Source organism: Motilimonas thetidivivens (assembly GCF_046452435.1).
Lineage (GTDB): Bacteria > Pseudomonadota > Gammaproteobacteria > Enterobacterales > CBDFNC01 > Motilimonas.
Genome location: NZ_JBKFDK010000010.1, coordinates 15,457 through 38,270, shown reverse-complemented (window position 1 = coordinate 38,270; position 22,814 = coordinate 15,457). Strand labels below are relative to the sequence as shown.

At 45.1% G+C, this 22,814-nt stretch carries 19 protein-coding genes; 9 read left to right on the top strand and 10 right to left on the bottom strand.

Annotated features, from left to right (window positions below; translation table 11 throughout):
• Nucleotides 1-6: 6 nt before the first annotated feature.
• From recJ to xerD, 3 genes are all read right to left on the bottom strand, one after another.
• The gene (gene recJ, locus ACK8OT_RS09380; protein WP_410196249.1) at nt 7-1,728 is read right to left on the bottom strand and encodes a single-stranded-DNA-specific exonuclease RecJ; all 1,722 of its coding nucleotides are present in this window, start codon (nt 1,726-1,728) and stop codon (nt 7-9) included.
• A 68-nt stretch (nt 1,729-1,796) separates the two neighbouring features.
• Nucleotides 1,797-2,726, bottom strand: coding sequence for a bifunctional protein-disulfide isomerase/oxidoreductase DsbC (dsbC, locus tag ACK8OT_RS09375; protein WP_410196248.1), 930 nt, complete (start codon nt 2,724-2,726; stop codon nt 1,797-1,799).
• Between the two features lie 128 nt (nt 2,727-2,854).
• The gene (xerD, locus tag ACK8OT_RS09370) at nt 2,855-3,739 is read right to left on the bottom strand and encodes a site-specific tyrosine recombinase XerD (RefSeq protein WP_410196247.1); all 885 of its coding nucleotides are present in this window, start codon (nt 3,737-3,739) and stop codon (nt 2,855-2,857) included.
• A 122-nt stretch (nt 3,740-3,861) separates the two neighbouring features.
• Between xerD and fldB the strand changes: the two genes are divergently transcribed.
• Both fldB and ACK8OT_RS09360 read left to right on the top strand, forming a co-directional pair.
• On the top strand, nt 3,862-4,380 hold the full coding sequence (gene fldB / locus ACK8OT_RS09365) for a flavodoxin FldB (RefSeq protein WP_410196246.1): 519 nt from the start codon (nt 3,862-3,864) through the stop codon (nt 4,378-4,380).
• Nucleotides 4,381-4,506: 126 nt separating this feature from the next.
• Nucleotides 4,507-5,244: a hypothetical protein gene (locus ACK8OT_RS09360; RefSeq protein WP_410196245.1), complete on the top strand. Its 738-nt coding sequence runs from the start codon at nt 4,507-4,509 to the stop codon at nt 5,242-5,244.
• Nucleotides 5,245-5,286: 42 nt separating this feature from the next.
• Here the strand turns inward: ACK8OT_RS09360 and brnQ are convergent, their stop codons facing one another.
• On the bottom strand, nt 5,287-6,600 hold the full coding sequence (gene brnQ, locus ACK8OT_RS09355) for a branched-chain amino acid transport system II carrier protein (RefSeq protein WP_410196244.1): 1,314 nt from the start codon (nt 6,598-6,600) through the stop codon (nt 5,287-5,289).
• A 199-nt stretch (nt 6,601-6,799) separates the two neighbouring features.
• Nucleotides 6,800-7,519 carry a tRNA1(Val) (adenine(37)-N6)-methyltransferase gene (locus ACK8OT_RS09350; RefSeq protein ID WP_410196243.1) on the bottom strand — a complete coding sequence of 240 codons (720 nt, stop codon included), beginning with the start codon at nt 7,517-7,519 and terminating at the stop codon, nt 6,800-6,802.
• Between the two features lie 119 nt (nt 7,520-7,638).
• On the opposite strand from ACK8OT_RS09350, the gene srmB reads away from it, so the two are divergent.
• The 4 genes from srmB (at nt 7,639) to ACK8OT_RS09330 (ending at nt 14,106) form a co-directional block, all read left to right on the top strand.
• Nucleotides 7,639-8,922 carry an ATP-dependent RNA helicase SrmB gene (srmB, locus tag ACK8OT_RS09345; RefSeq protein ID WP_410196242.1) on the top strand — a complete coding sequence of 428 codons (1,284 nt, stop codon included), beginning with the start codon at nt 7,639-7,641 and terminating at the stop codon, nt 8,920-8,922.
• 188 nt (nt 8,923-9,110) lie between these two features.
• Nucleotides 9,111-12,206 (top strand): proline dehydrogenase family protein, encoded by a 3,096-nt coding sequence (locus tag ACK8OT_RS09340; protein ID WP_410196241.1) that lies wholly within the window; start codon nt 9,111-9,113, stop codon nt 12,204-12,206.
• Nucleotides 12,182-12,934, top strand: a complete 753-nt coding sequence (locus tag ACK8OT_RS09335; protein WP_410196240.1) for a hypothetical protein — start codon at nt 12,182-12,184, stop codon at nt 12,932-12,934. Before ACK8OT_RS09340 ends, ACK8OT_RS09335 begins: the two co-directional genes overlap by 25 nt.
• Nucleotides 12,935-13,104: 170 nt before the next feature.
• Complete coding sequence (locus tag ACK8OT_RS09330; RefSeq protein WP_410196239.1) at nt 13,105-14,106, top strand: DUF2860 domain-containing protein; 1,002 nt, start codon at nt 13,105-13,107, stop codon at nt 14,104-14,106.
• Between the two features lie 17 nt (nt 14,107-14,123).
• Here the strand turns inward: ACK8OT_RS09330 and ACK8OT_RS09325 are convergent, their stop codons facing one another.
• From ACK8OT_RS09325 to ACK8OT_RS09310, 4 genes are read right to left on the bottom strand one after another with little or no spacing between them, the layout of a single operon-like run.
• Nucleotides 14,124-15,419 (bottom strand): sensor histidine kinase, encoded by a 1,296-nt coding sequence (locus ACK8OT_RS09325; protein ID WP_410196238.1) that lies wholly within the window; start codon nt 15,417-15,419, stop codon nt 14,124-14,126.
• 2 nt (nt 15,420-15,421) lie between these two features.
• A complete protein-coding gene (locus ACK8OT_RS09320; protein WP_410196237.1) occupies nt 15,422-16,147 on the bottom strand; it encodes a response regulator in 726 nt (241 codons plus the stop codon).
• 8 nt (nt 16,148-16,155) lie between these two features.
• Complete coding sequence (locus tag ACK8OT_RS09315; RefSeq protein ID WP_410196236.1) at nt 16,156-16,563, bottom strand: DUF3019 domain-containing protein; 408 nt, start codon at nt 16,561-16,563, stop codon at nt 16,156-16,158.
• Nucleotides 16,553-17,398 (bottom strand): MipA/OmpV family protein, encoded by an 846-nt coding sequence (locus tag ACK8OT_RS09310; protein ID WP_410196235.1) that lies wholly within the window; start codon nt 17,396-17,398, stop codon nt 16,553-16,555. Before ACK8OT_RS09310 ends, ACK8OT_RS09315 begins: the two co-directional genes overlap by 11 nt.
• A gap of 295 nt (nt 17,399-17,693) precedes the next feature.
• Here ACK8OT_RS09310 and ACK8OT_RS09305 point away from each other — a divergent pair, with 295 nt between their 5' ends.
• Nucleotides 17,694-18,731 (top strand): DUF2860 family protein, encoded by a 1,038-nt coding sequence (locus ACK8OT_RS09305; protein ID WP_410196234.1) that lies wholly within the window; start codon nt 17,694-17,696, stop codon nt 18,729-18,731.
• 42 nt (nt 18,732-18,773) lie between these two features.
• On the opposite strand, the gene ACK8OT_RS09300 is transcribed toward ACK8OT_RS09305, so the two are convergent.
• Nucleotides 18,774-20,447 (bottom strand): hypothetical protein, encoded by a 1,674-nt coding sequence (locus ACK8OT_RS09300; RefSeq protein WP_410196233.1) that lies wholly within the window; start codon nt 20,445-20,447, stop codon nt 18,774-18,776.
• Nucleotides 20,448-20,905: 458 nt separating this feature from the next.
• Between ACK8OT_RS09300 and ACK8OT_RS09295 the strand changes: the two genes are divergently transcribed.
• Nucleotides 20,906-22,360, top strand: a complete 1,455-nt coding sequence (locus ACK8OT_RS09295) for a protein adenylyltransferase SelO (RefSeq protein ID WP_410196232.1) — start codon at nt 20,906-20,908, stop codon at nt 22,358-22,360.
• A gap of 158 nt (nt 22,361-22,518) precedes the next feature.
• Complete coding sequence (locus ACK8OT_RS09290) at nt 22,519-22,713, top strand: hypothetical protein (protein ID WP_410196231.1); 195 nt, start codon at nt 22,519-22,521, stop codon at nt 22,711-22,713.
• Nucleotides 22,714-22,814 lie beyond the last annotated feature (101 nt).

The following is a 22,814-nucleotide window of genomic DNA, read 5'->3' as shown; positions in this document are numbered from 1 at the left end:
GATGCCTTATAAGGGATTAATCAATTCAACTATCAGCTGCACGCTGCGATTGCCGCGAAACTCATTAATGTCTAACCGATAAGCCAGCTCTACCCAGCGGATCATGGGATTAGGCCACTTTTCTAAGTCAACATTAAAGGCAATGGCATCGATGGCTAGCCCACCCGCCTCTGGCTCTAGCACCATTTTTAAATGCTTTTGACCAACCAAACGTTGCTGTAATAACTTAAACTTGCCATCAAACAAGGGCTCAGGGAAGGCTTGCCCCCAAGGTGCTGCAAATTTGAGTTGCTGGGCAAGCTCTATGTTCAGATCGGATGCGGTTAATTCGCCGTCGGTTAATAAGCAGCCTTGCAACACGCTTGGGCTAATATGCTGATTAACCACTTTATTGAGAGCCATTTTAAAGTCGGCAAAATGAGCTAACGGCAATGACAAGCCAGCCGCCATCGCATGACCACCAAACTTAGTAATTAACCCCGGATTTTGCGTATCCACTAAATCCAGCATATCGCGCATATGAATGCCGGGGATGGAGCGCGCAGAGCCCTTTATTTCCCCTTCACCTGCGCTGGCAAACGCTAATGTCGGGCGATAATAACGCTCCTTAATCCGCGAAGCGACCAAGCCTATCACCCCTTGATGCCAATCTTCTTGATATAAGCAAATGGCCGTTGGCAAATCGTCTTCATTTAACTCAAGGCGCTGTAAGGTGCTGATGGCTTCTTGTTGCATCGCGCCTTCGATATCACGGCGATCGCGATTTAGGGCATCAAGCTCAACGGCTAAGGTGCGCGCTTTGGGTAAGTCATCGCATAACAATAGCGACACCCCCAAGCTCATTTCATCAAGTCGCCCAGCCGCATTAATACGCGGCCCTAACGCAAAGCCCAGATCACTGGCCACCAACTGCTGTTGGTTTCTACCTGCTACTTCAATTAAGGCTTGAATACCAGGGCGACAATGGCCAGCGCGAATACGGCTAATACCTTGATGCACTAATATACGGTTATTGGCATCCAACGCGACCACATCCGCCACCGTGCCAAGGGCAACAATATCCAGCAAGCTTGCCAAGTTAGGTGGATTGCCGGTGAAACCGCCGCGCTCGTTAATAAATTGACGCAGCGCCAACATCAAATAAAACGCCACGCCAACACCGGCTAGATTTTTACTGGGAAAACCACAGTCATTTTGATTCGGGTTTACAATGGCATCGGCTGGCGGTAATTCACTGCCCGGTAAATGGTGATCGGTAACCACAACCGTTAAGCCCATTTGTTTAGCCGCCTGCACCCCTTGAATGCTAGAGATACCATTATCAACCGTGACGATCAGCTGCGCGCCCATATCCGCGGCCAACTGCACCGTTTCTGGACTTAAACCATAACCGTAATCAAATCGGTTGGGGACTAAGAAATCAACATTGCGACAGCCCAACATTTTTAATGCCAACACACACAAAGCCGTACTGGTCGCGCCATCGGCATCAAAGTCACCGACAATAATAATGCGCTGCTCTGCGACCATCGCATCATAAAGCACCTGACATGCTCGCTCTATGCCGTGCATCGCACTTGGGGGACACAATGCAGCCGCCGCCATGGAAAGCTCACTGACACAACTAATGCCGCGGCTGGCATAAATTTGACGTAATACAGCTGGGATCTCAGGGGGTAAAAAACTGTCATCCACACGCTCACGACGCTGGATTGAAAATGTCGCCATTGGCTAAACTGCCTCTTTAGAAATACAAAAGGCGACCTAAGCCGCCTTAAAACATACTGTGCGCAATCTTACTGCGCAGTATTCGTGCTAGCTTGCTCAGCTTGTGCCTTTGCGGTCATTTCTTCTAACAAAGGCGCAAGGCGCGCGGCTGGCACATAACCTGGTTGCATTGAGCCATCTGACAACACCATGGCCGGCGTGCCATTGACGCCAAACATGCCACCTAACTCATACTGTTTAAGTACGGTATTATCACAGGTTTTAGCTTGGAAAGGTTGACGACTTTTTGCCGCGTCCATGGTGGCGTTTTGATCTTCAGCACACCAAATAGACACCATATCACGATAAGTTTGTGAGCGCTCACCACCTCTTGGGAAAGCTAAATAGCGAATGGTGATGCCTTCCTTATGGTAGTCAGCCATTTCACTGTGTAGCTTTTGACAGTAACCACAATCCGTATCGGTAAATACAGTGACGACATATTTCTCGTCTTTCGCGGGGTAAACTATCATGTCTTTTTCAAACGCTTTTAACTGCTCTGCGCGAAGTTTAGATTGCGCCTGTTCGGTCAGGTTAGTGACCTCTTTATTCTCTACTTCGTAAAGGTTACCAAAAATCAGATAACGACCCGTTGGGTTACTGTATAAAATACCGCGATTGGTTTTCACTTCGTACATGCTTGGGATAATGCTGCGATCCATGGTAAATGGCTCAATGCCAATAGCCGCTAGCTGCTCACGGATCATTTCAAAGTGTTGTGATTGTTCACGTGCCGCTTCTAAATCAGGATGCTCGGCTTTTAGTGCGCGCAGCTCAGTGACAAGATCACTGTTCTTTTGGTTTTGCTCATTGAGCACTTGCTCCAACTCGGCAATACGCTGCTCTGCTGAACTTAGTTGAGCTTGCAATGCCTTGGTTTGACTGTCCGTAGTCTCAGCGATCACCGGGGCACTGATGGCGCCCATCAAGGCAACTGCTAGCAAGGTTTTCTTCCACATAACAACTCCAAATACTGGTTGAATAGTTGCCTCAGTAAACTAGGCAACAAAAATGGCTACAGCCCAATTATGCACACCCATTGCAAAAGCCCAAGTAGTTTATTCCTGTTTCTTGCAATGTCATTTGCTTATGCCCGTGGATGATGCGCCTGATGCAGGCTTTTCAATCGTTCACCGGCGACATGAGTATAAATTTGTGTGGTGGATAAATCACTGTGGCCCAATAATAATTGCACTACGCGTAAGTCTGCACCGTGGTTTAATAAATGAGTCGCAAAGGCATGGCGCAAGGTATGAGGTGACAAATGCGTGCTGATCTGCGCCACTTGCGCATAATGCTTGATCCTATGCCAAAATGTTTGCCGCGTCATATACTGACCCCGGCGGCTGGGAAACACCACATCAGAACTGTTCTGATTAAGCAGTGCACCGCGCGCCTGATTAAAGTAGCGCTGCAACCAATAAATGGCTTCTTCGCCCATCGGCACTAGCCGCTCTTTATTACCTTTGCCGACAATGCGGATCACCCCTTGACGTAAGCTAATGCGCTCGGTGCTGAGTCCTACTAATTCCGATACACGCAAACCCGTTGCATAAAGTAGCTCTAACATGGCTTTATCTCTAAGCCCAATAGCGTCGTCCAAATCGGGCGCCATTAACAAGGCATCTACCTCTGATTCGGATAAATCAGCAGGCAAATATTTTGGCAATTTGGGATTAACAATCAGTGCGCTAGGATCATCTTCACGGATTTTTTCACGACACAAATATTGATAAAAACGGCGCACCGCACTGAGTAAACGGGCACTAGAGGTAGCCTTATAACCCGCGTCTTGACGCGCTGCTAAATAATCTTGTATATCCGTTCGGCTTAAGGTCAATAAGGCTAAGCCATGCTGATCACACCAAGCTGCAAGGTGGTTAAGATCATGGCGATACGAACTTGTGGTGTTATCACTTAAGCCCCGTTCAAGCCACATGGCATCTAAAAAGTCATCAATTAGCGTGTTCATTGCCTATCACCCCAAGTTTAATTGGCTCGATTCTAAATCACTTCCCTACAAACTCAAGGCACGGCTCGCTAATCGGCCTCAATCCTTGCTAGAATGCGACCAGTTTAACAAAGGGGACTGTAATGAAAATTGGTTTATTTTATGGCTCAACCACTTGCTATACCGAAATTGCCGCTGAAAAAATTCGCGATGCAATCGGCCCCGACTTGGTTGATATCTTCAATATAAAAGAAACCCCACTAAGCAAAACCAATGACTATCAAGTGCTGATTTTTGGCATCTCTACTTGGGATTATGGCGAGCTACAAGAAGACTGGGCAGAGCTATGGCAACAAGTTAATGGCTTATCTGTACAAGGCAAAATCGTGGCGCTTTATGGTATGGGGGATCAAGAAGGTTACGGCCAATGGTTTCAAGATGCGCTCGGTATGCTTCATGATGAGCTATTGCCACAACAACCCACTTTTATTGGTTATACCAGCACTGCGGGATATCAATTTGAAGCATCTAAAGCCCTTGCATCTGACGGCGAACATTTTGTCGGTTTAGCCCTAGATGAAGATAACCAATACGATTTATCTGATCAGCGAATTCAAGACTGGGCGATTCAAATATTGACTGAAATACAAGAGCTTTCATAACAAAGTTAGCCTTTTATCAGTTAAATAATCTGCACTTGCTCAAGTTTTAGTTGCCTGCTTGTTAGCCTAATTAAAGAACTAGGCTAGTATGACAAACTAAAATGAATGGCAAAGGCAGAGCGAAAAATGAGTAAGTCAACACTTGGCAAATTTACCCTAATAAGCAGCGCGTTAGTCCTATTAGGATTAAGCTTTAGTGGCCACAGTGCCGTATACAAATGCCAAGTTAATGGCAAAACAGTCTATCAATCAAGCGCTTGTTTTGTTGGAAAACAAACAGTAATGCATCCGACTAAACATGACACAGGCTTACATGCATCTTGGTTTGCTCGCCCACAAATGTTACCCGCTAGCCCTAGCTGTCAAACTCAGCAGTGCCAATGTGGCGATCAAACCATACCTTTGACAGGCAACCGTGTAGACAACCTGACTACGTCACTTAACGCCATCATCACCGACTGGCAACGTCATCAACAAGCCTATCTCGGCTATCAAGGTTTGTCCGACGAAGAAAAGCTCAGCTCATCTTTAAAAGAGCAAGTAGCTACCTCGGCTTGTAACATTGCCATGTATCAAACCCTGATCAACCAAACTTATTTAAGCGTGTTAAATGACAAGCCTAGCCCAATGCTAAGCGCCGATCAGCAAAAGGCTATTTTCGAAAGCTGCGAAGCAGAAGTTTACGAAGAAAGGGATTCAGAGCAAGCCAAGGCGATTATTGCAGAGTGTGTTACCAAAACGGAGCAAGAAGCCGTAGCCACGATGACAACCCAACAACCCGAACAGACTAAGGCCGATATAGCAGCAAAATTTACTCAACCTGTCAGCGTGTTAAAGTTAAAAAATCCTTACTTAAGCGAATAAATCAAAGGGAGCAAAAAGCTCCCTTGAAATAGATAACCTCGGTTAAACTTTTGAATAAGTTGCCACACTTGTGCGCTTTTTAAAGGTAAACCGAGCAATTAATAATGCACACCCCGTGGGTAACAACCATGCCATGCCGCTATTAAACAAGGGAAGGTAGTTAAAAGATTGCATATCCACACCCGCTACTTTTAGGCCGTCAAGTACACCAAATATCAAAGCAATCGCTAGGACAAATTGATAAGACAATTTTTTGTTAGCAAACTGCTCGCTAAGAAAGGTCAGTGCGACAAGTGCAATGGCCACAGGATACACAGCAAAAAGTACCGGAATAGAAATACTGATTAACTGGCTTAACCCCACATTCGTAACCAGTGCGCAGATGGCGCAATTAATTAAGGCTAACTGGGTGTAATTCCATTTTGGCTGTAACTGAGTCAAAAAAGTCGTCAACGCACTGACTAACCCCACCGCCGTGGTCAAACACGCTAACATCACCACTAAAGCAAGGGCTAACACCCCAGGGGTGCCGAACATAGCAAATACATACTGAGCTAAAATATCGGTGCCTTGAGTTGCCCCCGCTGCAACCGCTTGACTGGTCGCTCCAAGATAAAATAGCGCAATGTAAACAAAAGCAAGCCCAGCCGCTGCGATACAACCTGCGATCATTAAGTATTTATAAATATAAGCTTTTTGATTCACGCCTTTGGTAATGAGCACGTTAACTATCAACATACCAAACACCAGGGCGCCAAACGTATCCATGGTGTTATAGCCTTCCAAAAAGCCATTGATAAAGGCCGAATCTTGATAACTTGCCGTGGCCACCCCAAGGGTATCTAACGGCGCAATAAATACCGCTAGCGCTAATGCCACAAGCAGTAGCACTAGCAGAGGCGTTATGAACTTACCAATGTAGTCCAATAATTTACCAGGATTAATTGCCAACCAAGCAACAACCGAAAAGAACACCACAGAAAACAACGCCAAAGCCACCGAGCTATGCTCAATAAATGGCTTTACCCCAATTTCATATGCCACTAAGCCCGTTCTTGGCGTGGCAAAACTGGGTCCTATGATGATATAGACAGCCAAAGCCAAAATAGTGGCTGCGGTGGTGGGAAGGTATCTAGCCATGGTACTAATGCCACCACCGGCCTTTGCCACCGCAATCAAGGTGATCAGGGGCAAACCAACCGCAGTCACCAAGAAGCCTAACATAGCTGGTACGAGTTCACTTCCCGCTTGCGCGCCAGCCAACGGAGGGAAAATAATATTGCCTGCGCCGAGAAAAAAAGCAAAGGTCATTAAGCCTAGACCCAAGATGTCTAGGCCCGATAAACGGTTTTTCATGTTGTGTGTCCTGTCTATTTATATCAACACTAAAAACCAAACAATCAACTATATAATAATTAAAAGATTGGATAATTAGTCTGTTGTTTTATTTTTTCGCAACAGGATAAAGCAACCCGCCCCCACTTAAAATACCTAGTTTCACCTAGTCCGAATAAAACCTAATCAAGATCAAAAGTTACACAATATAAAACCGAAGCTAAGGCATTTTAAGATAGAAATCGCTAGTAAGCGCAATGTACTCAGATGAATAACCACCCTCTTGATGATGAATCGTGAGCTGAGAGTGCGCCCCCTTGTGCGCTGTTTTGCTAAGGCTAAACAGCATTCTATGAGGAGGCTTATTGGCTTTAGTCACGACATCAACACGCTCGTGTAGATGCAAACCGAGCGACGTTGCTGTCGCAATATAATCAAGTGCAACATCATAAGGGAGCACCATATCACAGCGCCCAGTCGGCGTGAGTAACTGCTCAATCGCGGTGAGCAAATCCATTTTGCTTAAGCTGCCTGTGTGGCGCGCCGTTGCGCGAGCTTGACAAGCTAACACTTGGCCAGCAGGAAAATATGGCGGATTAGAGACAATAACGTCATATTGCTGATTCGAGGCCGCTGCAAATTGCTGAACGCTTTGCTCGATAACCGACACTTTATCTGGCCAAGGACTTGCTGCTACATTGGCCTTAGCTTGTTGCGCAGCTTGTGGATCAATTTCAAGTGCAGTGATGTGACAATGTTGTTCGCTGCGCTGGGCAATTTGTAAGGCGATCAAGCCTGATCCTGTGCCTATATCTAACACCCGTTGAGCGCCGTCAACCTTGGCCCAAGCGCCCAGTAAAATCCCATCCGTGCCCACCTTCATCGCGCACAAATCATGCTCTATATGAAAACGCTTAAAGCTAAAGCCTTGCCTCTTCATGCCCCCTCCTCAGCACAAAAATGCCAACTATACTCTTTGCTTATTGAAATAACACCTATACCCAAGGCAGTGGGAATCCACTATAATCCCCTGCTAATTTAGTTACACTGGAAATCATTATGTCTTTTGCCGATCTAGAGTTAGATCCTACACTCGTTGATGCATTGACCCGAATGGGTTTAGATAAGCCGACTACTATTCAACAAGAAGCCATCCCGCATGCACTTGATGGCCGTGATCTAATGGCAAGCTCACCAACAGGAACGGGTAAAACCCTAGCGTTCTTACTGCCTGCCATCGAGCACATGCTGAATTTCCCTCGCCGTAAGCCAGGCTCTCCGCGAGTGTTGATTTTAACCCCGACGCGTGAGCTTGCCGTACAAATTCAAGTTGAAGCCACCAAATTATGTCAAGACACACCATTAAAAGTCGGTGCGATTATTGGTGGTATCAGCTATCAGACCCAAGAAGATGTGCTCACCAAAAACATGGATCTGGTGGTGGCCACGCCTGGGCGCTTAATGGAATACATAGAGCAAGAAGCCTTTGACTGTCGTGAAATAGAAATCCTGACCTTAGATGAAGCCGATCGCATGTTAGATATGGGCTTTATTGGCACCATGGAACGCATTGCCGAGGAAGCGCGTTGGCGTAAACAAACCTTTTTATTTTCTGCAACCTTGGAAGGTAAAGGGTTAACTCAATTTGCCGCCAAAGTGCTTAAAGAGCCGGTCAGTATTACCGCTGCAGCGCCGCGTAGTGAACGAGGCAAAATTATCCAGTGGGTGCACCTTGCCGACAATATTGAACATAAATTTGAACTGCTTAAGGCAACATTACAAAAACCAGAAGTCACCCATGCAATCGTGTTTGTTAAAACCCGTGAACGCCTGACAAGTTTGGTCACTAAATTAGAAGAAGCTGGCATCAAGTGTTGTTTCTTGCGCGGTGAAATGGAGCAATCCAAACGCACCACGGCTATCATGCGCTTTAAAACCGGTAAAGTGAATGTACTGGTGGCAACCGATGTCGCGGCGCGCGGCATTGACGTTCCAGAAATCAGCCATGTAATCAACTTCGACATGCCAAGAACGGCCGATATCTACTTGCATCGCATTGGCCGTACCGCACGCGGTGGTCGTAAAGGCACCGCCATCTCGTTGATCGAAGCCCATGACATGGAAATGCTAGGCAAGGTAGAGCGTTACATGAAAGAGCCTCTAAAACGCCGAGTGATTGACTCACTGCGACCAAAAAATAAAGAAGCCGCAATACCCAGCAAGAAAAAGCGCCCTGTCACTAAGGTTGATAATAAAAAATCGGCTCCCAAGGAAAAAGCCAAAGCCAAAAAGAACAAAGGCAAACCAGACTGGGCAAAAAAAGCTAAAAATAATAAAGCATAATTTTCTCGCGCCACTTCAGGTGGCGCTTACTCTCCTTCAATATCCGCCTGTTAACCCACTTCCTGATTAACTCCTTGATTAACGCCTTGATTAACTCCTTGGTTTTCTGTCAATTATTTCATCTTTTGCGAAAAAAATAGCAATCTCTGACTAAACTTATAGCGAGCAATAAACGATGGGAGAGATGAATGCTAAAAGTGGACGATTATTTCTCGCCTTCGATACTTGAATGCTCAGCGCAAACGCTGTGGCGTGATCTGGCTGATCATTACCTATGCCAAGAGCATCCCCTGATTTTGCAAATGCAAAATTATGCCAGTATCAGTAGTTGGGAAATGTCTAAAACAACCCAGCTAGCGGCCAATATTATTGCCAAAGTACGAGCGGATAATAGTCAAAAAAGCCTCGCTCAAGCCTTTCTAGAAGAATACAGTCTAAGCACCCAAGAAGGGATATTGCTGCTGTGTTTAGCTGAATCCCTACTGCGCATTTCAGATCCCGCCAGCTTAGACGGCTTATTGCGCGAGCGACTTAGTCAGATTAACTGGAGTAAACATCTCAAAAACTCCGATTCATTTTTAGTCAATGCGTCGACTTGGGCCTTACTTCTAACCGGTCGGCTTACCACACAAGCCGACCAAAAAATGACAATGAAGCAAGGAGTTAAGCACCTTATCAGTCATCTAACCGAGCCCATGGTGCGCAAGGCATTAAATAAAGCCATCAAAATGATAGCCGAGCAGTACATTATGGGCAGCACCATAGAGCAAGCATTAGAAGTAAGCCTTAGCCAAGCTCACCCCAAACATATATCGACTCAAGTGGATTTTTCATTTGATTATTTAACCGAATCAGCCTTGATTAACCAACAAGTTCAACAGGCAAAAAATCAATATATCCAAGCCATTCACCATATTGCTCATCACAATAGAAACCATGGCCAACACCACAGCATTTCCATCAGGTTGTCTGTTTTACAACCGCAATTTGATTATCGCTATCGCCAACGGACAACGGCAGAATTAGTCGCCACCTTGCAACCATTGTTGGAGCTGGCAAAAGCCTTAGATGTGGCGGTTTATATCGATGCTGAAACCGCGACCAAAATGGAGCTTTGCTTAACCGTGTTTGAACGTCTATTTACTCATCCTGCTCTGCGCGGTTGGGACAAATTGGGTATTGCCGTTCAAGCCAACTCTAAGCGCAGCTTAGCCTGTTTAGGCTGGTTGGCCGTGTTAGCTAAAAAAAACCAAACAAGCATTCTAATCCGTTTAGTCAAGGGCGCTTATGGCAGTGAAGATATCAGGCAATGCCAACTAAATGGCCTGAGTGCTGCTCCTGTTTTCACTAGCCAAGCCGCCACCGATATTAGTTTTCTCTGCTGTGCAAGGTGGTTGTTATCCAGTTATGTTACCCCGTACCTTAAGGCTGAGTTTGCTACTCATAATCCCTATACGGTCGCAGCGCTGGAAGTGATGGCCAACCAGCATCCCATAAAACTACAAAGAGTGTACGGCATGGGAGAGCCACTTTATAGCCTGTATCCTCACCCCAATATCTGTGTGTTGGCCGCCTTTGGCCCTCAGCAAAAGTTGGTCCCATTTATCTTGCGTCGGTTACTTGAATTTGCCAGTCAACCTGGCTTTCAGCCCCACCTTCAGACTCAACAACAGCCTTTAAGTGAGCTTATCGAGCACCCCATAGATAAATATGCCAAACTGAAGACAAGTGAACGCCTAACTTTTTCTCCCCTTGATACCCCATTTAGCTTAAATCTTGCCTGCCAACAGGTGCTCTCACAATGGTTGCGAAAGATTGATCCTTACCTAAATCAGATATATCACTCTAGCTCGTTGATCAACGGTAAGTCCCCATTTATCGATAAACATGATGAGCCTGGCGCGAGAGAATTACCTCAGCCACAATGGCGGCCAAACGCGCTCGATGAAACTTATACTCAGCTGCTGTTTGCCAGCCAAGCCGACTGTCACTTAGCCATCGACGCCGCAAAGCAAGGCTATAAGGACTGGCAACACAGCTCCTTTGAGCAACGCAAGCAATTATTAACCGAGTTGACGCCAATACTAATTTCCAACGCACCTCAACTGCTTCCCCTTTATATTCTAAGTACAGGCCAACATCTTTTTGCCGCTGAAAACGAGCTTAAGCAAGCCATTAAGCTATTTGAACAAGTTATCAAGCAAGCCGATGATGTGTTTAATCAACAAGAAATCAGCCTAGCAGATACCACACCTTATCATTGGCAAAGACAAGGCCGCGGGATCTGGCTCTGTTGTGCGACCCCTATTCATCCCCTGATCACCTTGTTACAACAACTCGCAGCAGCACTTATTTGCGGCAATACCGTGATAGTAGCGGCCTCGCCAATAACAGCGCAGATCAGTGCACAGATAGTCAGCCTGTTTTTACACCACGGCATACCGCCAGCATGCTTGCATTTAATTATTAGCGATCCGGCTTGGAGCCTGCCTATGCCCACTCGCTGTATAGCTGAGCTAAGTGGAATTAGTGGATCAATGAATGAAACACAATGTCGAAAGATACATAAAATAAAACAAAGCCTTAAGTCCAGTATTCAATTGCAACTCTCTGGCACAACGATGAATACGATGATTATCGATAGTTCTGCGGCTTTCGACAGATTGATTCCGATTATCTTAACCTTAGCGTTTGATTTAGCTGGCCAGTCACCCACAAGCTTGAAACTAATTTGTGTTGAGCAAGAAATAGCCGAAAAGTTAATCTATTTACTCAGCAATGCTATGATCGAATTAGATATCGCAAATAATGAATTGGATCAAAGCTGTATTGGCCCACTATTAGAGTCGACTAAAGTGGCTGAATTTGTTCAATATGCTGAACAGCTTAGCAAGCACGCCAACTTAATCCGGCAAACGCCGATGGCACATGACCTCAATGGTTATCATGTTGCACCCAGCTTATTTGAGGTAAAGGATATCAAGCACATTAAGCCAGAAATTGATGGGCCAGTGCTGCATATCTATTGCTATTCAAGCAACGCAATCCCCAAGCTAATTGATGACATCAATAGCGTTAACAGCAAAGGTTATTGCGCCATTCATAGCCAACATCAAGCACGATTACGCCAGTTAGAGCACGGCATACTAGGCCGTCACCTGCTCATAAATCAAAGCCATAGCCTATCAATAGCGGCTTATCATGCCATGCTCTATGATGAGCTAGCCTGTCTCGCCTATAGCCAAATGGAGTCAACGTTATGCCAAAACGCTGGCAAGCACTAAACCAATCGCTAAATCATTGGCGTAATCAGCCGCAGCTAGAAAGGTGCCATATTTTTCGTCATTGGATGAGTGAAATCCCGCATCACTTGGCTGCGTTAAAGCTAACCGAACAAGAATCAGAGGCGGTCGATGATATTAGTCGAATATGTGATTATTTTTGTACCCTAGCCGAAATCAAATTAACCCCGTCAACCAATCATCTTAATGGGCTGGTTAAGGTTACTCATTATTACCAAGGCAAGGGAGTCTATTGCCTTGGCAAAGTGGTCTCAGCGCAGGAAGAAACTAAGCCTTCATCGGCATTGGTTGAATCGGAAACATTAGCCCACTTTACCTTACTGGTGTCCAGTGCCATTGCCATCTTACTATGTGGCAATGGTGTCTTTATGCACGCCACACAGCCGTTAAATAAGTGGCAAAAGTCCTTATTGATTTCCCTGTTTCGCGCCTTGCCCAGTAACATTTTTCAGCTGACCACTAGCCTCAGTTGGCAAACCATACATCAGCAACCTGAAATCGTCGGCTCGGTTTACATTCCCCATGACACACCGCAAGTAACCAAGCAGTTTCAAATAGATCTACTTGAGCGCCAAGATAGGTTAGTTCAACAACTTTGTTTATCGCCAAACCAGCCTTTGGCGCAATTATTCCATCCAGATTGGCTCTATCAATTTTGTTTTGCAGTGAAATTAAGTCAGCCCATGCAAAATGCCAATTGCCTTAGCTAAAAACCAATGGAGACAAGAAATTTGATTCTAGCACCTGCAAAAATGAGCCAAAGAGAAGGCAACATCGTTATAGATCAGCAAGCTATACTTTAGATTGATTTTAATATCACTATACTGTTAACCAACAACTTTCTATTACTTGAATTTAATCATTAACAAGGATGTCTCCTATGCTACATCGGTCCACTAAACTGGCATTACTCATTGCCTGTGTGAGTTATTTGCCTCACTCTTTCGCACGTCCTATGGCTGACGAAGCGGGCTGGAAATTTACCTTAAACGTTAATGCAGGCTTTATTCATTCACAATCACAAATGAGCACCGACAGTGACAACAAGGTGACGCGAGACCTAAATAATAATGGTCAAGAAGTCGATTCCGCCATCGTCTTCCCCTTAGCCAGATTGGACTATACCTTTGCCGATTTAAAAACTCAGCTATTTGTCGGTAACAGTTTAGAAAACGTATCCCAAGGCCAATTCCAGTTAGAGTTAGGCGGTAAACACCAACTTGCCAGCGGCAGTACGGTGACCTTAGCATGGATCCCATTATTGCCGAGCTTTCAAAAAACCTGGAAAGATCCTTACTTACAAAATCAAGAACGACAAAAAACCGATCAAGACACACAAGGCTTAAGGTTTGCTTGGGAAAATATTGCAGGTAGCTTATTTAGCGTCAAATACGGCTATGCCAAAAACGACTTAGATCATGAGTTAAGTGGTCAAAGTCTTGCTTTATCAGAAGCCGAGCTTCGCACCTTACGCCGTGATAGCGACTATCATAGAGGCAGCCTAGAAATGTTAGTCCCCTTGGGCAACGGATTGTTTTTTGAGCCAGCGCTAACCTATACCCGAGGCGACGCTAAAGGCGAGGCGATGAGTTATGACGAATACGGCACACGCTTAAGTTTAGTAAAAATGCAGGGGAAGCACAGGATCGCGGGTAATTTATTCTACAGCCACGCAGAGCATGACAAAACCAACCCTATATTTGACCGCAAGCAAAAAGATGATAACTGGGGAGCATTTGCTTTTTATAGCTATAAAGCCCCATTTAACTGGCAAAATGCGAGCTTTACCTTGTTTGGCGCATGGACTGATACCAGCTCAAACATTCGCTTTTACGAATCGAATATGCTCAGCGTTGCTGCGGGTATGGCTTATACCTTCTAAGGAAATTGCCTTAATAATTAGCTAACAGCTTCAATCATAAGACAAAAGCAGCAGCCCGATAAGTACTTCGGCTGCTGCAATTTAATCTCGCCACCATGCCATTCACACACTTTTTGCGCTATGGCTAAGCCTAAGCCATAGTGGCCTTGCTCTCGATTTCGGGTTGCCTCTAATCGAACAAAAGGTTTGAACACCTGCTGCCAATTAGCCACGGGGATCCCCGGACCGTCATCTTCTATGGTTAATAACAAAAATGCGCCCTGCACTGATATCCTAAGCTCAACTTGGTGTTGGGCAAAGCGCACCCCATTCGCCACTATGTTTAGTACCGCGCGGGTTAACCAAACCTTATCGGCACATACCCCTCCCCCTTGGCTATGATTAATCACAGTAAAGGTCTTGTTTTGCTGCTTGGCCAGTACTTGCGCTTGACGTTCAATATCATCGGCTAGCTCATCAAGAGAACACCAAGTTTGTTGCAGTTGTTCGCGCTTTTTCTCTAAGCCCGCAAAATCCAAAAACGCCGTGACCATCTGCTCCATTTGATCTAAATCTTGCTCCATCCGAAGTAGCATGGCATCTTTTTGCTCTGGCGTTGGTGCATCAAGAGCCGCATCAATCCCAAATCGCAAGCAAGCCAAGGGGGTTCGTAAGTCATGGGAGAGGCCGCTGGCTAACATGCGATTTTCTGCAATCAGTTGCTCTATTTGCGCGGCCATGCGGTTAAAGCTCCCCTCCAACCAATGAATATATGAAAACCGACTGGGCGGCACCCGACTGGCTAAATTACCTTTACCAAACTCCGTGGCCATCTTGTGGATCAAGCTCAATCGCCGCGTTAGTGGCAACAACCAAAGTGCCATCAGTAAGCCAGCGCCAATATAAAACGCCAAGGTTAAACCAAGATCTAAGGTTGAATGAGAAGCGACCTTAGGTAAATCAAGATATAACTGATGCTCTGGATGAGCGTTCAAGGAGCGCACCAAATAAGGCCGTTGATCCGACTCTAACAACAACCCGCCATAAGCCAGTAGTTGTTGTTCTAATTCAGCAGGGAGAGCCAATTCATTAATGTGATGTAAGGTAATAGGTAATTGATAAAGCTGCTGCCAAGCACTGACTTGCTCTGCTAACTTAAGGGTTGAAAGTCGCTCGGCTTGTTTTGCAAATCCTTCCATTAAATCAAAATAAATTTGGTATTCACTCTGATAAACGGGTTCAGCATCACTGTCCTGAAACTGATCTAAGGTCCAGCCTAAAAAAAACAAGGATGCCAAGGCCATCACAACTAAACTTAAATAAAGTCGACGCATGCCTATTCCCAAGCATCAGCAACAAACAAATATCCCTTTCCCCAAACCGTTTTGATGCGCTTTGCTTTTCCTTGGCTATCCCCAACTTTGCGACGTAAGCTAGACACGAGTACATCAATGCGCCTATCTAAGCCGTCATACTCCCATCCTTTCATTTTCTTAAACACAGTATCACGATCCAACACTTGCCCAGCTGAGCTCGCCAATAACCAGAGTAACTCAAACTCGGTGGTGGTTAGATTCAAATCCTGCTCAGCGAAATCCGCCCGTTGCGATTTTTCATCCAGTAATAACGAGCCAAACACCAGTTGCGAACAGCTCTGCTGCAACTGCTGTTGACCTAAGCTAACCTGAGCTTGTTGGTATTTTTGTAATTCAGAACGAATACGCGTTAATAACGCACGGGGCCGAACGGGTTTCAATAGATAATCGTTGGCGCCGAGCTCCAAGCCGAGTACCTCATCAAACTCGTCATCACGCGCCGTTAACATAATAATCGGGGCACTATAAAACGTTCTTAATTGCTTACAAACTTGATGTCCATCTAAGCCAGGTAACATTAAGTCAAGCAACACCAAGTCAACTTGGTGCGCTTTAATATATGCGATAACTTCATCGCCTCGACCTAAATGAGCGGTGCTAAAACCTTGATTATCTAGATACTCAATGATCCATTGCGCCAATGAAATATCGTCTTCAACGACCAATATATGCGTTTGATTTTCCATGGCCCCTCCTAAAATAAACGCCAACGGCGCTTCTTATTTTTAGTTTTATACACCCAGCTCACTTCTACCTGAGTTGAAACCAAGATATGACGCTGACCTTTTTCCACCAAGTTATATTGCGTAGTCTGTTGTCCGGTAAATTTAAACTGATATTCACCTTGCGTGCTCTGCTCCCAGCATCTCAGCACTTCAAAACTATCCTGCTCAACCAAGCAATAATCCCCAGGCACTTTGGCATGCCATTGAAACGTCAGCTCAGCTAAGCAATCACGACCTTCACGCAACGCCACGCATTTCTCTGGTTTTACATGTAAATCAAGCTGTTCGTTTAATGACTGTGCGAAAGTCAAAACAGGAATTAACCAGACCAACAACCAAACGCCTGTTATCAGCGTAGTAAGAGGATTAAAAGACATATTTAACCCCCAAATATCCGACGCTTTTTACATCACTATTCGTTATTGGGCTGTTATAAATACTGGGAGAGGCCAAGCCAAACAAAGCGCCGCTATTGAACACCCAGTTTTCAGTGATGGGATATTCCGCCACCAGCATGACATAGCCACCAAATGAGATGCCAGGTTGGTATTGAGGGCGATAGTCATTGGCCTCTGCTGCGCTGACGCCATAATAGTAATTTGCTAATTGAGCTGAGTAGACATCAAACCCAAACCCACCACGGAGATCCCAGTTACCCAGTGGAATAGCTTTACTGACCACGGTTCGCCACATCCAAGAACCGTGGGCAGAGCTAATGTCATTAACTAGCTCTGAGCTAAAGTCCAGATGTTGAAATTGACGAGCTAACTTAAGCCCCACGTTAAAATCATCATCACGCTCTGAGATACCCGCTAAGCGAAGGCCAGCCTTTTTAGTGTAAAAATTACCACTTTCATCAAACCCCGTGGTGTAGGTTCCCCCTACTAGGTCAATTTGCCAATCTGGGCCTTGCCACAGTTGGTAGCCCATAAAGGCGCCGCCGGGCAAATTACTGCGCTGAACATCAAAGTAGAAGTTCTTATATTCCAGAGACAAATTAACATCGACAAAAACACCGATATTTCGTTCGTCATCCACCGCGAGAATATCGTGACTAAAGTCGACGCCAACGCCAGCACTCACGTCCCAGCGCAAGTCATCCCAAAAGGACGTCTCTTGTTGCTCTATGTCGGAGGGGCTATCTGCATGAGCAAGTACTGGCAATATCAATAATGCCAGCAGTAACATGACCATCCCTTGGAGTGTTGTCATTTACTTCCATTTAAATGATTAACTAAAGAAGTGAAAATTATATGTTAATGAAATATTTAATTCAGTCTGTTAGGCAGGATAATTTGTAAAAAATTGTAATGATGCGACTAACTTGAAAAAAGCCGTAGTCAAGCTACGCCAGCAATAGCGGCGACTCAATTCAGTAAATTGAATAACGCCTAAAGGGAAAACAATTACTTACAAATTTTGACTTTTTCCTCCAACTCTTTGACAGACTTTACCTCGCCCTTGCTTCATCTTAATTGGAACTCTTACACCATGACAGGGCATTATCATGAGCAATCACGCCAAGTTCAAAGCATCTAGAATTTGTAAATCACTTTGTTTAGCACTGACTGCAAGCACACTTACCCTTGCTCCAACGTTAGCTTTTGCTGATTTAGCCAAAGAGCCGGGGTTTGATTTTGTATTAAATCTTAATATCGGTGCTGGCGAGGTTTCATCACAACTTAATACGGATAAGAAAAATGCGATCACCAAGGATTTAAACAATAACGGCCACAGCCTCAGTGGCATTGATGCCTTTGTGTTAGGTCGGCTTTCATACACCTTATCAAATAAAAAAACGCAATTTTACCTTGGTAACAGTGAAGATGACGTCGTCTTAGGTGACTTTAAAGTTGAACTCGGCGTCAGTCAGGAATTTGATAATGGCACCGTTTTCTCGCTTGCTTATGTGCCGCTACTCTCTGTATCCGATGCGTGGCAAGACCCTTTTCTAGTTAACCAAAAAAGACGTAAAACCGATGTCAAGTCACAAGGCTTAAGAATGAGCTTTGAGAACCTGTTCTCGCTGCCGTTAAAAGTTCGATACAGCTGGGCTGAAGCCGAGTACGACAAAGAGCGCAGTGGTTACAGCGACCCATTAAATCTCACTCCTGAGCAACAAGCTTTATTAGTGCGAGATAGCCATTATCATCAAGCCTATGTTGAATATGCATTTGAAATAAGCGAAGGGATAGTGATCCAACCGGGATTAACTTACACCCTAGGTGATGCAAAAGGTAAAGCCATGCGTTATGACAATGTGGAATTACAATTACCTCTGCTTACTCTGATTAGTGAAAGAAGCTATCTCGCCACCAGTGTCTTGGTCGGCCAAGCTAATTATGACGAGCGCCATCCTGTGTTTAATAAGGTTCGTAAAGACAACGAGTTTGGTGTGTTTGCCTTCTATAGTTACAGTGAGCCCTTTGATTGGGAAAATACCACGTTTACCGCCATGGCCACCTATAGCGAGAAAGACTCAAACATCAATTTTTATGACGAAGAAGGCGTAGCGGCTTCGATTGGTATGGCTTATGCGTTTTAAGCTTAACCAGTAACTAACATCAACTTCATTAGGTACATAACATCAAAATTCGGTGCGAGCATTAAAAGCGCGCACCGATTCTTGATAGCACTGCCACAACACAATACACAAGGCGCTAATGTCTTTGTTTTGCTGATGCTGTGCCACCAGCTCTTTCGCCACCACAGCCAACATAGGCAAGGCAAGTTGCTCACTCAAACGGATCAAGGTGGCACTGTTTTGCGCCACCCCTTGCTCTTTGGTTAGGGCTTCGGCGGCTTCAGCTAAATCAAACAAGGCTTGGGGTACCTCAGGTAATAAATGCTGCTCTGTATCTAAAATGTGCTTTTGTTGCATCTCTTCATTACTGGCGAGTAAGGTCAAGTCTGGCTCTTTAGGTAATTGAGTTTGCAGTAATTGCTCAAGTTGACTGAGGTTATCCTCATCACTTGGCACCGATGAAACGGGTAAACAGCGCAACAGATCAAACAAGCTAATGGGGTAAGTCAATAGGCCATCAACACGCATTTGGTACTGGTGCACCCCTTGCCAAGACCATTGTTGACTAGCGGCCACCAATAAAATATCGGGCGGTAACACTGCGTCTAACTCATTAAACAGCTCAGAATAATCAACTCTAAGGTTATCTTGCTGAGGTTGCTGGCCTTGGCCGGATAGGTAACTTGAGTTGCAATCAACCACGACACAGATTGATTTTGATTGCGTGGCAGCGCTTTGTACCAGTGGCACCAGTGATGCGATATCAGCGACGAACTGAGCATTAAACCCTTGTTGAACAAGCTGCTCAAATAATGAATTTAAGCCATTGCCAACTAACATAAACTGCCACTGATTAGCTTGGGCCGTACTGACAAGATGATGCTGCTGCGCCACTTGTGCAAGCGGCGACAACATGCTGGGCATCTGCCAGCGCATACTTTGTGCTCGCTCGGGAGAGACATCAAAATAGCTGACCAAGGCGTCCAACTCATCCTCTAACTGGCATTTTAACTGTTTGACTAACATGGCATGGGCGGGGTGATTAACGTCCAAGTAAAGATACTGGCAAGTTTCTATCAGCTGAGGAAGTAATTGAGCCCAATGTTGATAAGTACTCGAGCGTAATGCGCCAAAATAGTTCAGACGCTCTTTTAAGTCGGCAACTTCATCAGCAAAGCAAAGCTTGAGATGGCGAATTTGCTCGCATCGTTGCTTATCAGTTTCCTTAATTTCCAATAAGGAAAGGCTTAATCTGCGCTTTTCCTGCTCTAGTTTGGCTTTAAGCTCTCGCTCACGAGCAAAATGCTTATCTAACTGCAATTGCTTGTGCTGTAACGCGGTTAACTGTTGCTGCTGCCAGTATAACGCATCCAATAGCGGCTTATATTCAACCGCGCCCATTCCCTTTGCAAATAACGGCTTACCTTCATAAATTTGCGCTTCAAGCTGCTGGTACTCCGCCATACGCTCTTGCTTTTGTTGGTAGATTTTTTCCTTTTCCAATCGATACTTACGCCAACTGATCCACTGAGCCATCAATAACAAGGCAATAACCAAAGGCTGTAGCGGGGCCACCCACTGCCAAAGGCCACTAAAAAAGGCATAGCCTTGCGGCCAAAAATCAACCTCGATGGGCACACGCAATGTCACCCAAGGCTCGGGATATATCACAACGAATAAGACAATGCACAAAGCGTAGCTAACACGAAAAAACAGTACCCTTAAACTTGGCATCATAGCGAGCGTCCTTGACCGTCTACCTTGTCGGCATATCACAAGTATAGACAGCTTTGCTCACCCATTGAGGCTGACCTTGCTGATTGTCGGTTTCTATACCCAAGACACTTCAAGATGCAGGATTCAGAGCCGCTCATTCTGTTCAGTTTGAGGCAAAAAGACGAAGGAATGGCATTCCCTTGCGAGACTTTTTAACGACAAAATGGACATAATGAGCGGCTCCCAAAGGGCGAGTTTTGTAGGCTGTTATGCTTTGTTGCTGATTTTCAACGTAGTTTAACAACCGTGAATCACTATGTCTCAAATCAGCGTCGCGCCTAACAGCCTACAAATTCTCGCTGAACAAGCATCTTGAAGTAACTTGGGTATATAACCAAGTTATCTCAAGATGCTTTATGCTTGAAGGGATACCTTTATAGCTAAAACATTAAAACCAAACTAAAACCAAAGACCACACTATGAGCCATACTTTAGAGCAACTGAAGCTTGTCAGCCCATTTACTCAGCTGCCCAATGTCCTTTATCGGCATGTGTCACCGACTCCTTTGCCCCATCCGCAGTTGGTGCACACCAATCAAGCGGTGGCGCAGTTACTTAATTTGGCTCAAAGCGAATTAAGCCGCGCCGAATTTGTGCAACTGTTTTCAGGGCATACCCTACTAAACAACATGCAACCCGTGGCCATGAAATACGCTGGCCATCAGTTCGGTATTTATAATCCTCATCTAGGTGATGGCCGAGGCTTATTGATGGGGCAAGTACAAGATCAGAACAAGGTAATTTGGGACTTACACTTAAAAGGCGCCGGTAAAACCCCATTTTCCCGTCAAGGCGATGGTCGCGCGGTTTTACGCTCAAGTATTCGGGAATACCTGTGCAGTGAGGCGATGCATCATTTAGGCATTCCCACCACTCGCGCATTATGTTTAATTAGCGGTGATGAGCCAGTCAAGCGAGAGCAAGTTGAAACCGCTGCAATGCTTGTAAGGGTAAGCAAAAGCCATATCCGATTTGGCCATTTTGAATACTTATATCACAGCAACCAGCACCAGCTTTTAGCTGTGCTTGCTGATAGCTTAATTCAGCAACACTGGCCCGATTTAGCCGAAAATACATCACCTTATCAAGCCATGTTTGAGCGTATTATTGAGCAAACTGCGCAACTGATTGCCAAATGGCAAGCGGTCGGTTTTTGCCATGGGGTGATGAATACCGACAATATGTCAATCCTAGGCGAAACCTTTGATTATGGCCCGTTTGCTTTTTTGCAGCGCTATCAGGCCGATTATGTTTGTAATTCATCAGACTACGAGGGCCGTTACGCCTTTAATCGCCAAGGGGATATCGCGCTGTGGAACCTTACCGCATTAGCTTATGCCTTAACCCCCATAATCAGTCATGATGAACTTAATCAATCCCTTGAAAAATTTGAACCTCAACTGATCCATCATTATCGCACGCTAATGCTAGGTAAACTTGGATTAGCCATCGCGCAGCCGCAAGATGGGGATTTAATCCGTGAACTTTTGCAGCTAATGGCCACACACCACGTTGATTACAGCACGTGCTTTCGCCGTTTAAGTCAGTGTAAAAACAGTCAGCAAATGCAAGATCTGTTTAACCAGGATCCGGCATTTACGGCATGGTTTAACCGTTACCTTAAACGTGCTTGTTTAGAGCACATCAATTGGCAACAGCGACAAACCCAAATGTGCCAAGTTAATCCCAAATACATTTTAAGAAACCATTTACTACAGCAGGCTATCGCCAAAGCCGAACAAGGTGATTACCAAGAAATGGCCCGTTTATTTAATTTGCTTGCGCATCCTTTTGATGAGCAGCCAGGATCCGAATACTATGCCATGCCCGCCCCTGCCGGTTCACCGCAAATGCCGTTAAGTTGTTCATCTTAAAATAGTTAATGACATTTTATGACATAACGCAAAAAACTCGCCTATGCCTAACTACAAACGATGCATTTGTGAACAAGTTAGAAATTTTGCCGTGAAAGGATTGCGCTTAAAAAAAAACAGCGGCATGTTGAACTTAACAAGGTTCAAAGGAGTTGAGCATGTTTTATTTATTTGTTGCCATTTCATTAGTGACCATGATGGTATTAATCCATCGTAACTGGGTGTTTGAAAAAAAACTTAAGCCTCTGAGTTTATTTCAGTTTTGGCTAGTAGCCATCACTAATTTTGTCCATGTATTGTGTTTCAAAGATCCCATCAGCTTCGCCCAAGCCTACCCAAGCCGAGTCCGTTAATCGGCTAACAAGGTATTATTCTTTGTATTTTGCTTAACTGCATTGACTTGCAGTTAAGCGTATTCATTTTTTGCTTGCTCATTTTTATTGCGCCACACCGT

Coding starts and splice junctions, on each gene's coding strand:
- ACK8OT_RS09290 (WP_410196231.1), top strand. CDS start 22,519: ATGTTTTATTTATTTGTTGCCATTTCATTAGTGACCATGATGGTATTA.
- recJ (WP_410196249.1), bottom strand. CDS start 1,728: ATGGCGACATTTTCAATCCAGCGTCGTGAGCGTGTGGATGACAGTTTT.
- ACK8OT_RS09300 (WP_410196233.1), bottom strand. CDS start 20,447: ATGATGCCAAGTTTAAGGGTACTGTTTTTTCGTGTTAGCTACGCTTTG.
- ACK8OT_RS09360 (WP_410196245.1), top strand. CDS start 4,507: ATGAGTAAGTCAACACTTGGCAAATTTACCCTAATAAGCAGCGCGTTA.
- dsbC (WP_410196248.1), bottom strand. CDS start 2,726: ATGTGGAAGAAAACCTTGCTAGCAGTTGCCTTGATGGGCGCCATCAGT.
- srmB (WP_410196242.1), top strand. CDS start 7,639: ATGTCTTTTGCCGATCTAGAGTTAGATCCTACACTCGTTGATGCATTG.
- ACK8OT_RS09350 (WP_410196243.1), bottom strand. CDS start 7,519: ATGAAGAGGCAAGGCTTTAGCTTTAAGCGTTTTCATATAGAGCATGAT.
- xerD (WP_410196247.1), bottom strand. CDS start 3,739: ATGAACACGCTAATTGATGACTTTTTAGATGCCATGTGGCTTGAACGG.
- ACK8OT_RS09340 (WP_410196241.1), top strand. CDS start 9,111: ATGCTAAAAGTGGACGATTATTTCTCGCCTTCGATACTTGAATGCTCA.
- ACK8OT_RS09295 (WP_410196232.1), top strand. CDS start 20,906: ATGAGCCATACTTTAGAGCAACTGAAGCTTGTCAGCCCATTTACTCAG.
- ACK8OT_RS09330 (WP_410196239.1), top strand. CDS start 13,105: ATGCTACATCGGTCCACTAAACTGGCATTACTCATTGCCTGTGTGAGT.
- ACK8OT_RS09335 (WP_410196240.1), top strand. CDS start 12,182: ATGCCAAAACGCTGGCAAGCACTAAACCAATCGCTAAATCATTGGCGT.
- brnQ (WP_410196244.1), bottom strand. CDS start 6,600: ATGAAAAACCGTTTATCGGGCCTAGACATCTTGGGTCTAGGCTTAATG.
- ACK8OT_RS09315 (WP_410196236.1), bottom strand. CDS start 16,563: ATGTCTTTTAATCCTCTTACTACGCTGATAACAGGCGTTTGGTTGTTG.
- ACK8OT_RS09305 (WP_410196234.1), top strand. CDS start 17,694: ATGAGCAATCACGCCAAGTTCAAAGCATCTAGAATTTGTAAATCACTT.
- fldB (WP_410196246.1), top strand. CDS start 3,862: ATGAAAATTGGTTTATTTTATGGCTCAACCACTTGCTATACCGAAATT.
- ACK8OT_RS09320 (WP_410196237.1), bottom strand. CDS start 16,147: ATGGAAAATCAAACGCATATATTGGTCGTTGAAGACGATATTTCATTG.
- ACK8OT_RS09310 (WP_410196235.1), bottom strand. CDS start 17,398: ATGACAACACTCCAAGGGATGGTCATGTTACTGCTGGCATTATTGATA.
- ACK8OT_RS09325 (WP_410196238.1), bottom strand. CDS start 15,419: ATGCGTCGACTTTATTTAAGTTTAGTTGTGATGGCCTTGGCATCCTTG.